The sequence below is a fragment of the Phormidesmis sp. 146-12 genome (assembly GCF_052939495.1).
The window spans coordinates 21865-34164 of the sequence record NZ_JBJPHS010000010.1 but is presented as its reverse complement, the minus strand read 5'-3'; the positions used below and the strand labels follow the sequence as shown (position 1 = coordinate 34164).

12 protein-coding genes are annotated in these 12300 nt (G+C 48.1%); 6 read left to right on the top strand and 6 right to left on the bottom strand.

Annotation, left to right across the window (positions count from 1 at the left end):
- Positions 1-45: 45 nt before the first annotated feature.
- Positions 46-687 carry a Uma2 family endonuclease gene (locus ACKFKF_RS06705; protein WP_446866970.1) on the bottom strand — a complete coding sequence of 214 codons (642 nt, stop codon included), beginning with the start codon at positions 685-687 and terminating at the stop codon, positions 46-48.
- A gap of 319 nt (positions 688-1006) precedes the next feature.
- Here ACKFKF_RS06705 and ACKFKF_RS06700 point away from each other — a divergent pair, with 319 nt between their 5' ends.
- The 4 genes from ACKFKF_RS06700 to ACKFKF_RS06685 all read left to right on the top strand — a co-directional run bounded on the left by ACKFKF_RS06700 (position 1007) and on the right by ACKFKF_RS06685 (position 5215).
- The gene (locus tag ACKFKF_RS06700; RefSeq protein WP_446866969.1) at positions 1007-2365 is read left to right on the top strand and encodes an AAA family ATPase; all 1359 of its coding nucleotides are present in this window, start codon (positions 1007-1009) and stop codon (positions 2363-2365) included.
- The gene (locus ACKFKF_RS06695; protein ID WP_446866968.1) at positions 2362-3045 is read left to right on the top strand and encodes a Rho termination factor N-terminal domain-containing protein; all 684 of its coding nucleotides are present in this window, start codon (positions 2362-2364) and stop codon (positions 3043-3045) included. The genes ACKFKF_RS06700 and ACKFKF_RS06695 overlap by 4 nt, the downstream gene beginning before the upstream one ends.
- 78 nt (positions 3046-3123) lie before the next feature.
- Positions 3124-4458, top strand: a complete 1335-nt coding sequence (locus tag ACKFKF_RS06690; RefSeq protein WP_446866967.1) for a TrkH family potassium uptake protein — start codon at positions 3124-3126, stop codon at positions 4456-4458.
- Positions 4459-4513: 55 nt separating this feature from the next.
- On the top strand, positions 4514-5215 hold the full coding sequence (locus tag ACKFKF_RS06685) for a potassium channel family protein (RefSeq protein WP_446866966.1): 702 nt from the start codon (positions 4514-4516) through the stop codon (positions 5213-5215).
- A gap of 97 nt (positions 5216-5312) precedes the next feature.
- Here ACKFKF_RS06685 and ACKFKF_RS06680 read toward each other — a convergent pair whose 3' ends face one another.
- From ACKFKF_RS06680 to ACKFKF_RS06670, 3 genes are all read right to left on the bottom strand, one after another.
- Positions 5313-6083, bottom strand: a complete 771-nt coding sequence (locus tag ACKFKF_RS06680; RefSeq protein WP_446866965.1) for a hypothetical protein — start codon at positions 6081-6083, stop codon at positions 5313-5315.
- A gap of 111 nt (positions 6084-6194) precedes the next feature.
- Positions 6195-6932, bottom strand: a complete 738-nt coding sequence (locus ACKFKF_RS06675) for a MotA/TolQ/ExbB proton channel family protein (protein WP_446860063.1) — start codon at positions 6930-6932, stop codon at positions 6195-6197.
- A 156-nt stretch (positions 6933-7088) separates the two neighbouring features.
- Positions 7089-8450 (bottom strand): amidohydrolase family protein, encoded by a 1362-nt coding sequence (locus tag ACKFKF_RS06670; protein ID WP_446866964.1) that lies wholly within the window; start codon positions 8448-8450, stop codon positions 7089-7091.
- A 484-nt stretch (positions 8451-8934) separates the two neighbouring features.
- Between ACKFKF_RS06670 and ACKFKF_RS06665 the strand changes: the two genes are divergently transcribed.
- Positions 8935-10422: an alpha-amylase gene (locus ACKFKF_RS06665; protein WP_446866963.1), complete on the top strand. Its 1488-nt coding sequence runs from the start codon at positions 8935-8937 to the stop codon at positions 10420-10422.
- Positions 10423-10515: 93 nt separating this feature from the next.
- On the opposite strand, the gene ACKFKF_RS06660 is transcribed toward ACKFKF_RS06665, so the two are convergent.
- Both ACKFKF_RS06660 and ACKFKF_RS06655 read right to left on the bottom strand, forming a co-directional pair.
- Entirely contained in the window at positions 10516-10872 is a 357-nt protein-coding gene (locus tag ACKFKF_RS06660) for a hypothetical protein (protein ID WP_446866962.1), read from the bottom strand.
- Between the two features lie 32 nt (positions 10873-10904).
- Positions 10905-11096, bottom strand: coding sequence for a CDGSH iron-sulfur domain-containing protein (locus tag ACKFKF_RS06655; protein ID WP_446866961.1), 192 nt, complete (start codon positions 11094-11096; stop codon positions 10905-10907).
- Positions 11097-11213: 117 nt separating this feature from the next.
- On the opposite strand from ACKFKF_RS06655, the gene ACKFKF_RS06650 reads away from it, so the two are divergent.
- On the top strand, positions 11214-12194 hold the full coding sequence (locus ACKFKF_RS06650; protein ID WP_446866960.1) for a histone deacetylase family protein: 981 nt from the start codon (positions 11214-11216) through the stop codon (positions 12192-12194).
- Positions 12195-12300 lie beyond the last annotated feature (106 nt).

Here is a 12300-nt window from a genome sequence, read left to right as displayed (position 1 = left end):
AGGTGCCCCAATTTCATGCGCTATCAGCGATCGTTCTTAATCCGTTTATGCCTGAAAATTTGTCATCAACCAGGCAACAATCTGGCTATCATCCAGTTGCCGACTCAAGCTCAACACTTCCGACAAGACCGAAATCTTTAGACCTGGAAGAACTTGAGACTGAGTGATGCGATGACTCCCATTGTCCACAATTTGAAACGCGATGATTTGAGTATTTTCGACATCAACCACCCAATATTCAGCAACGCCCAGATCTTCGTAGAGTAACCGCTTTTTGCCCAAATCATCGCTCAGAGAAGAGTCTGCGATCTCAATGGCTAAGTCTGGCGGCGGCGTTTGATCAAGACTGACGATCGAGCCTCCCTGGGGTGCAAACGCGGTTCTATCTGCCACGTAATAAGAGCTATCCGGTTGCGCTTCACGAACTTTTGTTTTGCGATAGCTACAATTGATCAGTCCTTTGAGAACAATTCCTTTGAGGGCGCAGAAAAGAGTGACTGCAACGTGGATGATGCCGTTGTCACCCGCATGGTCTGGCCCAACTCCCACAGTTTCTACCCTCATCTGACCATTAAAATAATAACCCTTCGCTTTTGCATAATTAGGGTCTTCAACGATGGTGAGAAACTGATCCCACGCTGCATTCGTCCAGATGTTGGTAGAAAGTTTGGGCTGAAGGTGAACCATAAGAGCGGCGATCGCAACTACTCAAACGATAGCCGATTTGACTGCTGAGAAATCTCCAGCAAGCCACTTTTTGATCTTAGAAGCTTTGGTTGACTCACAAAATACTTGAAGCCTTGATTTGAAGACAAAAGGCTACCTGTATCATTCTGCATGACAGTGTGACCGTACTCACAGTGGGTTAGAAGATAAAAAACTATACTTGCACTGATACAGCCTGAAACCCTTTGAATGAACTGGTTTTAACAGGGATTTAGAGATGGTCGATCGAGGTATTTCTGGTATAAAAACTAACGAGGCAATGATTTTGCAACCTACACCTATGTCACTCACTCGTTTGCAATCAGCTTTACAGGATCTCCCAAGTGGTGCGCCAGAAGCAGTGGTCAGTAACAATTTTGTGCAGCGCCCTCTACTGTCAGCACTAGGCTTTCAGACTGGAGAGATTTGTCCACAATACGATACTGGCAATGGTGCAGTAGATTACGCAGTTCGCCAAAATATGGATGGTGACATTTTTCTCAATACGCGCTCTAATCCTTATCTTTTGGTCGAGCTTAAGGGGCGAGATGTCAGCCTGCATCAGGGTTCAGCAGGGTATAAAAAAACTGTTGAGCAGTTAAAACGTTACCTTCTGGGTAGTCACTGTAAGACAGCAAAGTGGGGAATCATCACCAACTCTGACCATATTCAGCTTTTTCGCAAACATGGCAAGGTCATCCACCCAGCCACAACCTGCCTCGAAATTACGGCAGAAAACATAGACGCGATCACTGCCCTGGTGAAGGGAAAAATTGAACAGCCTATCCGCGCTCTAACCGTTGCGATCTACAACAATAAGGGCGGTGTCGGTAAAACAACGACGACAGCAAATCTTGCTGCAATCCTCACGCTTTTGGAGAAAAAGGTTTTAGTCGTGGACTGCGACCCTAATCAACAAGATCTCACCAGTTCATTAGGAATGGGATTGAGCGAAGGAGAAGTTTACGAGTGCCTCGTAAACCGAAGCGCCAGTATTCGAGCCGCAATTAAGCCGTTCTCAGTCATCTACAAATCTTTGGGTAAAGAGTTCGAGTTTGATGTCGTTCCCGCAGACCGAAAGTTTTCTAACGGTGGCACGGCAGATGGCGGTTTCATCGATGAAGTCCAACTGCGTCAGCTAATAAAACCCAAGCGACTGGGGGAAATTTTAGAGTTATTGAAACCTGAATATGACTACATCCTGCTGGATGCACCCCCCAACTGGAGAATTTTTAGCCAACTGGCGATCTATGCCGCAGATGTCGTCTTGATGCCCACAAAGCACAACAATCTATTCTCTTTAGAGAACGCTGCACTTGCAATGAAAGAGTTTGTTCCTGAAGCGCAAGAAGTTAGAGGTGATGGCAGCCCGATCGCGCTTCCTATTTTCTTTAACGGTGAGAAGACAACTCCTCCTCAAATAGAAGCAGCACAGCAAGAAATCACGAACATTCTTAAGCAAGCCAAGCGAGAGGGGTTCGATCTTCTGCCTTACTTTTACCCTCACCACACTAACGCTAGGAGAAACCTGCATATCTTTGAAGTTCCCAGCTACGCAAACATTGCAAGTGCGGCCTTCTCTCGTATCCCTGCGACTTACCGCGACAAAACCGCCCGCGACTACTATCTGGCTCTCGCAAAGGAGTACTTCTTACAATGACGACCTTCTCTGACATCGGCAATCTCATGGCTCTCTACCTGGATGACATCGATCCCGGCGAAGGCACTCAAGCATCAGATTTTTTGATTACTGCAACCGCCCAACAACTCAAAGCAGCAGGCGGACGAAACTGGCTCCCCATTGTGGTCAAAGAAACAGACAAAGACCGTTACCAGGTGATCGGCAATAGTTTCGGTTACGCAGTCGCAGAAGCCGCAGCATTAGAAAAAGTCTGGTGCATCATCGCAGATGATAGCGAGACTACAGCCACGATCGCCAAAACACTCGCCAGAGAAGCCGTTCCTCAAATCAATCTTTCTACCGCTTCGAGAGACGACATTCAAGCAGCCCTGCAATATCTCATCGAAAAACCTGGCAGCGGACTGACAGGCATCAAGCTTGCCGTCGCCACCAATCGACTCGAAGAAGCCCCTCGCCAGTATTGGAAAACCTTAGACCCGATCGCTACGCTCAAATGCGGCATCACCAAAGGCAAAAAACTAGACGCGCTCAAGCAAATCTTTTACTTAACGCCGCAGCCCTTACCAGACGTGATCAAAGATCCAGGTATCCTGCAAACCCTCACCGTTGGCGAGTTAAAGAAGATGGCTAAGAAGCGAGAACTGGCAGGATACGCCAAGATGAAAAAACCCGACCTGGTAAACCTGCTCAGTCAATAGTCTCAATAGAGAAGTTGCTCTCATGACCCGTAAAATGAGCAGATGACCTAAAAAACTTCTCTTCACTCAGACACGACTATGACCGTCTCGCGCACCATTTGTTTAGGCTTCCTGACCGTCATCACTGTAGGAGCACTCTTGTTGATGATGCCGTTCTCTCTGACCAGCGGAACGTGGAGCAACCCAGTCACCGCCCTCTTTACCTCAACCTCCGCCGTCTGCGTCACGGGGCTTTCGGTCGTTGATGTCGGCAAATACTACAGCTTTTGGGGGCAGTTGTTTATCGTATTGCTGGTGCAAGTCGGGGGGCTGGGCTACATGACCGCTACCACCGTCCTGCTTTTGCTGATTAGAAAGCGGTTGGGACTGCGAGACAAAATAGCAATTCAACAATCCTTAGACATTCCGGGCTTGTCAGGACTGGCCATGCTAGTACGATCGATTATTGCCACCACCCTCATTTTTGAACTGACGGGTGTCTTTTTGCTACTGACGATCTTCGCGCCTCAATATGGATTTAATCAAGGGCTTTGGCTCTCAATCTTTCACAGTGTTAATGCATTTAATAATGCTGGATTTAGCTTGTTTTCAGATAACTTGATTCAGTACGTCAACGTTCCCTTCATGGGACTCATCATTACGACCTTGATCATCTTTGGTGGCATCGGCTACCAGGTCATCATGGAACTCTACTTTTGGCTGCGCGATCGCCTCTCTGGAAGTATCAAAACCCACAGCTTTTCGCTCAACTTCAAAATTGCGACCAGTACCACGCTACTCTTACTCTCGATCGGCACGCTGGCTTTCTTTATTACCGAGTTCAGTAATCCACAAACCCTGGGCGGACTGAATTTGGGTTCTAAAGTCATGGCAAGCTGGTTTCAGTCAGTCACCCCTCGGACGGCAGGTTTCAACACGATCGACATCACCAAAATGACCACGGCTGGGCTATTTATTACGATCGCCCTGATGTTTGTTGGCGCAAGTCCAGGAGGGACAGGAGGCGGCATCAAAACAACCACCTTTCGCATCTTAATTGACTGCACAAAAGCCGTTTTACAAGGCAAAGAAGAGGTACTCTCTTATCATCGTCAGATCCCGATCGTGTTAATTCTCAAAGCAATTGGTGTCTTAGTCGGCTCTGCCTTAACGGTGATCGGCGCAACCATCTTGATCACCCTGACTGACCCCGAATTGGACTTCATTCATATCTTGTTTGAGGTCGTGTCTGCCTTTGCCACCGTAGGATTGTCTGCCATCGGGACATCCAACGTCTCTATCTGGGGTCAGCTAATCTTGATCGCCACCATGTATATCGGGCGGGTTGGCATTTTGCTGCTGATGGGGGCGTTATTGGGCGATCCAAAACCCAGTTTCGTTCATTACCCTGAAGAAAATCTGTTGGTCGGTTGAAGAGATGGGGACAGCGATCGGGTAAGTTAAAACAAGGTGTTAACGGAACAGATTCGTGAACTTATCTTCGCTAAACTTTTTTCACAGCTTACGGACAGGTCACAAAAGTAAACAGTTTGCCGTCATTGGGTTGGGGCGATTTGGGCGAGCGGTCTGTGCCACCCTGCACAATCAAGGCTACGAAGTGCTGGCAGTCGATACCGATCGCGAAAGAGTTGACCAAGCTTTGTGCGATCGCATCGTTGCCCACGCTCGACAGATCGACTCCACCCAACCTGCCGCCCTCCGAGAAGCCGGAATTTTTGAGCAAGACACGGTGATTGTGGCGATTGGCAACTATGTGCAAGAAAGCATCATCACCACGCTCAACGTTAAAGAAGGTGGCGTTCCCCATGTGGTCGCCAAAGCCTCCTCCGAGATTCATGAAAAGCTACTCAAAAAAGTCGGTGCCGATCATGTCATTTTTCCAGAACACGAAGCGGGCTACAACCTGGCACGATCGCTCACCAAACCCGGCATTTTAGAACGATTTGAGCTTGACCCCGACAATAGCATCGTCGAAGTCATTGTCCCCGAAATCTTTGACGGCAAGACGATCTCCCAACTCAGACTCCGTTCTCACTACGGTCTAAACGTGTTGGCCTTCAGTCAAGACAGCAAGTTTGTCATCAATCCCGACCCCGGCACCCCCCTTATCAAAGGAACGGCGATCGTCGTCATCGGCGCAAACAAAGACATCGATCGGTTACCCATCTAAGGAAGGGGGTAGGGGGTAGCGTTGAGCGATGAATTTTTTGGCTTCGTTATTGGGTCTTCTGCCTCCCAACCCCACACCCCACACCCCACACCCCTGCTCACGCTGCCTTAAAAAATCGAATAATCTCCCTGACATGTTCCAGAAACAGTCCATCGGTGCTGAGTTGGGCGATCGCTTGTCTGGACTCACGAGAAAGACGATCGTGATCTGCTTGATTGGTGGCTCTCAAGCCTTCTTGATTGGCGGCGACGGTGGTTAGATTTTGTCGCAGGGCTTCCCATTGGGATTGTTGCGCGGTGGCCCAAGAGCGGGGATCTTCGCGATCGAGTTCCGCTTCCAGTCGTCTGACCGCTTCCTCAAGTTGGACAAATCGGCCGCGCAGCTCCACCACATCTTCGCGAGGATATTGAAACTGTTGACGTAGCATCGCAATGCGAGTCGCAAAATATCGATACGTTCGTACAGCCGGACGCAATACCGTCAACAACAGAGCCGCCCCCGAAGCAACGTAGCCAATCGAACTGATGCCCGCGATCGCCAATCCATACAATCCCGCCGCCGACAGCAGATGTAGCCCAATCACGACCCAGAGCGATCGCTGCGCCACCAGCCGAATGTAGTCCACCTGACGACCATCCACCGCAATCCCATTTTCTGTAGAAAGGGTCGCCTCAGCCAGCGCTTCTTTGGCATCAAAGTGAATATTCCACGGCACCGTGACGATCGTCAAAAGCCAGCCAAAACTCGTCGCCCCGATCGCCCAATCCAAAAAACTGCCTGTCGGAATGTGTAACCACTGCAATCCCGCAAACGCCATCAACAACAAAGCCACCATCCCAAACGCAAAGCTCAAATAACTGGAATACATGTCGATCGTCTCCTACGGGTATTGAGTCGATCGTGGGCTGTCTTCCTGGCTTCTGAGTAAGTTTTGAGGACGCTAACTCAACTGGTCAAAATTAGTTCGTCAATTAGTTCGTCAATTCTTTCGAGCAATCTGGTGGATTAGCGTCGCTAACTGCTCAACGAGTTGACTGTCGATCGTCCCTTGTGAATGTCCATTGGTGACGATCGCGTAATCATCCACACTCGGCTCATACCAAACTTGACGATAAATCAGTTCTAACTCGCTGCCAATTTCTGAAAAATAATCGACCTGTCTGGCTTGCAGGGTGACACACATCCGAAACGACGCTAACGCCATCAGTGCGACCACCATCCCAGCCGCCGTGGTCAAAAGCGCTTCTGCAATCCCCAAGGCTGCCTTTGTCGTGTCGATATTTGCGCCACCGCCGATCTTCAGATTCAGAAAGGTGACGATCAGCCCGGTGACCGTTCCGAGCAGCCCAAACAGGGGAGCCATGCCCACCACCGTTTCGAGCAGTTTGTCGCCCTTTCGCATCTGAATGAATTCGCGGTCGGCCGCCGCCTCCAGCGCCAAGTGCAGCGTTTCGGGGCTGGGTCGGTTGAGTTTGAGCGGGGCCACCATAAATCGAGCGATCGCTAGGTGCTGAGACTTTTCAGCGATCTCTCTGGCTTTGTCCCAGTCATAGCGGGCCGCATCTAGCACCTGATGGGCTGTCTTATCTTCGCCTCGCAGTACTCTAAACCAGAAGAGTCCACGCTCTAATGTACAGGCAACCGTTGCGATCGACAATCCACCTAGAGGGATCATCACCGGCCCGCCCTTAACCAGCATTTCGTATAGTGTGGACATGATCGATTTTGCTCAACAACCCGTTTACAATTTCACTTAAACTATTTGTAACATAGGTAAAGCAAAACTTCTAAACGAATCATTGAAGTGAAGTGATCATTGAGTTTAATGTATTCCACAACACGTTGTGTATGTAATCTAAAACACATTAAAGAGTTAGCTTGCTCCCACTACCACAGGCGTTAGCGTTGACTTAAATGATTTTCTGCGCTGCATATGATCGAGTGTTTGCTTTTGGATCGCCTGAAGTGCATCAAACTCGTTAATCTTCGTACTTTTTCCTGATTGCACAACGATTTCACCATCCACAAACACCGTGTGAACGTTTGATCCCCGCGCTGCGTACACTAGATTCCACAAAACGTTTGTGTCTTGTTCATCCCACACGATCGGCATCAGGTTCGGTTCCCATAAATTAACCAGTACCAGATCAGCTTTTTTGCCTGCTTCGATCGAGCCAATTTCATGATCCAATTTAAGCAACTTTGCGCCGTCGATCGTTGCCATTCTCAGCGTTTCTGGAGCGGGTAAGGCGGCCGCATCGTAGCGTTTGACTTTTTGCAAAAGTGATGCAAATTTCATTTCCTCAAACATATCTAAACTGTTGTTAGAAATGTTGCCATCGGTGCCCAGTCCGACGGTGATGCCTGCCTGCTTCATTTCCAGAATTGGAGCAATTCCCCCCGCCAGTTTTGCGTTACTCGTAGGACAGTGAGCAACTGAAGTGCCCGTATCTGCCAGAACTTTGATCTCGTCCTCGTTGAGCCAGACGCAGTGCGCGATCGCTGTATTCTCTCCTAAAATTCCGTACTCCTGAAAGAGCGCGATCGGGCGTTTACCAAAGTGTTTAACAACGGCTTCAACTTCTTCGATCTGTTCGCTGCTGTGGGTGTGAATTCCAACTCCATACTCGTCTGCATACAATTTCGCTTTCGCAAAAGCATCTTTTGAGCAGTAAAAAAGGTGTTCTAGTCCCAACCACACTCGGATTTTACCGTTTTGTGAATTGTGATGCGTTTCAATGAGTTTGCGATTAGAGTCTGACGTTTCAAAAAAGTCTTTTCCAGGCATGTCAGCCACATAGGGAACCAGATTAACTCGCAGCCCCAAATCTCCCGCAGCATCCGCACATCGGTGCATATGGCGGTACATATCCATGACGCAAGTGGTGCCCGCTTTAAGCGATTCTAGATAACAGAGCAATGCTGCATAGTAAGCGTCATCTTCGGTCAGGGCCCGATGCTCTAACTGATAGCGAGGTAGCCATTCCAAAAGCTGATAGTTCTCGGTCACCCCTCGCAAAAAGCTGGAGTGAGAATGAACGTCAATCAAGCCAGGAATCACCGCCATTTTGCCCTGACAATCAATCGTTTGTATCACGTCAGATGGAATGGGAAGATCATCACTTCCAACCGCATGAATGTGATCGCCTTCTAATATAATTGTTCCGTTAGCGTGAATGGTATCTGTGTCATCTACGGTAAAGGCGATCGCGTTTTGAATAACGGTGTAGGGCATAAAAATAATAAGTTCTTGAATTGACCTACATAGTAGCGAGGTGAGGGAAAGGATCTCGTCGCGATCGCTACCTTTTCACGCACCTGTTGCAGTTCAGATTATCACCAAACTTTAACCATTTATCGCTCCAAAAAAGAGGCACAACTACTCCCTGTGCAGTATATCCAAGTAAAATTCTGCTTTACGTTCATCTTAGGAAAGAGATAGCGATCGAGCCGCTTTAATAAACTGTTAATATTTACAAAGTGGACAAAACCTCTACAACAAGGAGGATATTAGCTCTAACTATAGCTAGATGTTGCCACTTAATGAATGTGTCTAGTTGTACAAAACTCTGTTATAGACTTCTCTCTAGGCAGATAGATAAAGCTTGCTAAACCTCGTAAAATCCTTTAGCAAAGAGGAAACAACTGCTCAAATTTTCTGATTGCGCCTGCTCAATTCTCAAAAAATTCATTAACTACAATCTTCTAATCGAGGCAATATGTCTGAACTCAATGGGGTTATGATGCAATACTTCCACTGGTACAATCCCGCCGATGGGAGCCTGTGGAAACAAGTTGCAGAAGAGGCAGAAGAACTGGCAAAAGTTGGCGTAACCTCACTTTGGTTGCCTCCTGCTTATAAAGGCACTGGGGGCGGTTATGACGTGGGGTATGGCGTTTACGACATGTTTGACCTCGGCGAGTTTGATCAAAAAGGCTCCGTTCGGACAAAGTACGGCACCAATCAAGAATATATTGATGCGATCAAGAAGGCGCAAAGTGTCGGAATCAAAATCTACGCAGATGCCGTTTTCAATCACAAGTTGGGTGCCGATGAAGAAGAGGAAGTAGAAGCCACCCCCTTTAATCCTGATAATCGCTTTGACACCGTTGGCGAATACCAGAAGATTAAAGCCTGGACGGGTTTCACCTTTCCGGGTCGAGGTGACAAATACTCCAAAATGAAATGGCATTGGTGGCACTTTGACGCGATCGACTACAACGCCTACAACACCGAAGAGAACCCTATCTATCTGCTTAAAGGTAAAGAGTTCGATCGCAACGTTGATTTAGAAAAAGGCAACTTTGATTACTTGATGGGCTGTGATCTAGACATGAGCCATCCCGAAGTTGTTGGAGAACTCAAATACTGGGGCGAATGGTACATTGATACAACCAATGTCGATGGGTTTAGATTTGATGCTGTCAAACATGTCTCTGCTAACTTCTTTCGAGAATGGTTAGATCACGTTAGTCACTATGTGGGAAGAGAAGTTTTTGCGGTCGGTGAGTATTGGTCTTATGATGTCGAAGCCCTACACAGTTTCGTCGAGATGACGAATGGGAAGGTCACACTATTTGACGCACCGCTTCACTACAATTTTCACGTCGCCAGCAAGTCGGGCAACAGCTACGATATGCGCCAAATCTTTGACGGGACAATGGTTCAACACCAGCCGACGCTGGCCGTAACGCTGGTCGAAAATCATGACTCTCAGCCATTGCAGTCTCTTGAATCGGTTGTCGAACCCTGGTTTAAGCCGCTTGCCTATGCGTTAATTTTGCTCAGAAGTGAAGGCTATCCCTGCATCTTTTACGCGGATTATTACGGCGCTAACTACAAAGATACGGGGAACGATGGACAGGAGCATGAGATCTGGTTAGACAGCCACCAATTCTTGATTGACAAGATGCTTTTTGCCCGTCAAACATTTGCCTATGGAGAGCAGTACGATTATTTTGACCATGCCAATACGATCGGCTGGACGCGACTGGGCACCGATGAACAACCGGGAGGCATGGCCGTCATTTTGAGTAATGGGGACGCTGGCAGCAAATATATGGAAGTCGGACAGCCTAATCGCACTTACATTGACATCACCGAACATATCGACGAACCCATCACAACGGATGAAAAAGGTTGGGCTGATTTTCGCTGTGAAGCAGGCTCAGTGTCGGTTTGGGTTCCCAAAGATGCTGTGAAATAGAGCGTGAATGCAGAATAAGCGGATGGACTGTAGAGAGAGTTTTTCCGCAAATGGAGCGATCGAGACTTAACCATCCCGATCGCTTCTCGCTGGCTAACGACCGTTTAAACCTCGCAGTAAGCTATCAACTGCATTGACATAGCCTGTTGTGTTGAGTTGGCTAGAAATCAAGTTGGTTTTGATCGCTTGTTCTACGACTTCTTGAGCAGAAAGGCGACCCATTTGGTAAGCAAAAACCAGCGTTGTTCCTTCTGGAATTCCTTGAGTCTGAAAGTGCCCTTGATAAGCTCCAAAAACTAGTTCAAACGGGGTGAGGGTATTGTTGGCAGGGCTTAAAGTGCTGGGTACGATCGCCGCTTTTTGAGCTTCGTCAGCAGAAGCGTGGGTCACAAAACTGAAATTAACGACTGCTGTAGAGATGACCGCCAGCGTTAACAAAGATATCTTCATAGTGATGGCTCCAGTGTTGAAGCGAGTGATGGTTAAGTGGATTGAGAAGCGTGAGAATTTGTGGTGTCGGGAAGCTCGATCGCTGCGGGGGCTTTGAGTTCTACAACATTGGGCTGAAACGAACTACCCTTGTGAGCGCCATTGCAGAAAGGTAAGTTTTTTGACCATCCACAGGTGCAGAGATAGTGGGTGCCCTGGTCGAGTTGAATTGTGGCTTTGGACATTGGAGGATACCTTAATTTGTTGGATACAAGATTTGTTAGATACAGAACTATTTGAGTTCGTACAGTCTTTATAGCATGATTATTGTTCTAAAGCAAACAGTCTAATCAAAAAGAGTTTTGAAATTTCTGAAAACCGCGATCGTTTTCTATACTAAAGGCAATGCAATCGAGTCTCTGCCGATGTTTCCTGTCTTCTACTCTGACGAATTTTTGCTGCACGAGACGGGACACTTTCACCCCGAAAAGCCAGCGCGATTAACGGCGATTTGTAAAGCACTCCAGACAGCATCCTGGGCGCATCAGCTTGAATGGCGCAAGCCAACGACCGTAGAAGCGCGATCGCCGCTTTCCCTGATTCAGCAAATTCACGATCCGCAGTATGTCGAAGCCGTTCGGCAACTCGCTAATCGGGGCGGCGGTCACATTGATGGCGATACACCCGTGTCTCCTCGCAGTTTTGAAGTGGCACTGCTGGCGGTAAACGCCTGGTTGGATGGCGTTAATTACACACTGCAAGCAGGAGAGCCGAGTTTTGTTTTGGCGCGTCCTCCAGGGCATCACGCGATCGCAGATACAGGAATGGGATTTTGCTTGTTGAGTAATGCCGCGATCGCCGCTCATCATGCTCTAAAACAAGGGGCAAACCGGGTCGCTATTCTCGATTGGGATGTCCATCACGGCAATGGCACTCAAGCGATCGTCGAAACCAATTCCAACATTGCATTTTGTTCATTACATGAGTCGCCTCAGTATCCAGGAACGGGCCGAGCGAGTGAGCAGGGCTTTCACCAAAATGTATTAAACTTGCCCATGAGAGCGGGGAGTACGATCGCAGATTACCAACCCCTTTTTGAACAAAAGATCATGCCGTTTCTCTCCAATTTTCGGCCCGATTTGTTGATTGTGAGTGCGGGCTACGATGCCAATCAGGACGATCCGTTAGCAGGAATTTCTCTACAGCCCAACGACTACGGAATCTTTACAGACTATTGTTTGCAGCTAACCAAACAAGTCGTATTTGGGCTAGAAGGGGGCTACGATTTGAGTGCGCTGTCTCGATCGGTGGTGGCGACGATCGCTCAATGTTTGAGAAGATAAATGCAAGATCAAAAAGCGTTGATTGACGTATTTGTAGATCGGCGTTGCTGATTGGATGAATCTGTGGGAAGTGTCCATCTTTTCGCCCCCTAAATCCACGTCAGTT

Coding starts and splice junctions, on each gene's coding strand:
- ACKFKF_RS06675 (WP_446860063.1), bottom strand. CDS start 6,932: ATGTCCACACTATACGAAATGCTGGTTAAGGGCGGGCCGGTGATGATC.
- ACKFKF_RS06670 (WP_446866964.1), bottom strand. CDS start 8,450: ATGCCCTACACCGTTATTCAAAACGCGATCGCCTTTACCGTAGATGAC.
- ACKFKF_RS06655 (WP_446866961.1), bottom strand. CDS start 11,096: ATGTCCAAAGCCACAATTCAACTCGACCAGGGCACCCACTATCTCTGC.
- ACKFKF_RS06690 (WP_446866967.1), top strand. CDS start 3,124: ATGACCGTCTCGCGCACCATTTGTTTAGGCTTCCTGACCGTCATCACT.
- ACKFKF_RS06665 (WP_446866963.1), top strand. CDS start 8,935: ATGTCTGAACTCAATGGGGTTATGATGCAATACTTCCACTGGTACAAT.
- ACKFKF_RS06680 (WP_446866965.1), bottom strand. CDS start 6,083: ATGTATTCCAGTTATTTGAGCTTTGCGTTTGGGATGGTGGCTTTGTTG.
- ACKFKF_RS06695 (WP_446866968.1), top strand. CDS start 2,362: ATGACGACCTTCTCTGACATCGGCAATCTCATGGCTCTCTACCTGGAT.
- ACKFKF_RS06705 (WP_446866970.1), bottom strand. CDS start 687: ATGGTTCACCTTCAGCCCAAACTTTCTACCAACATCTGGACGAATGCA.
- ACKFKF_RS06700 (WP_446866969.1), top strand. CDS start 1,007: ATGTCACTCACTCGTTTGCAATCAGCTTTACAGGATCTCCCAAGTGGT.
- ACKFKF_RS06660 (WP_446866962.1), bottom strand. CDS start 10,872: ATGAAGATATCTTTGTTAACGCTGGCGGTCATCTCTACAGCAGTCGTT.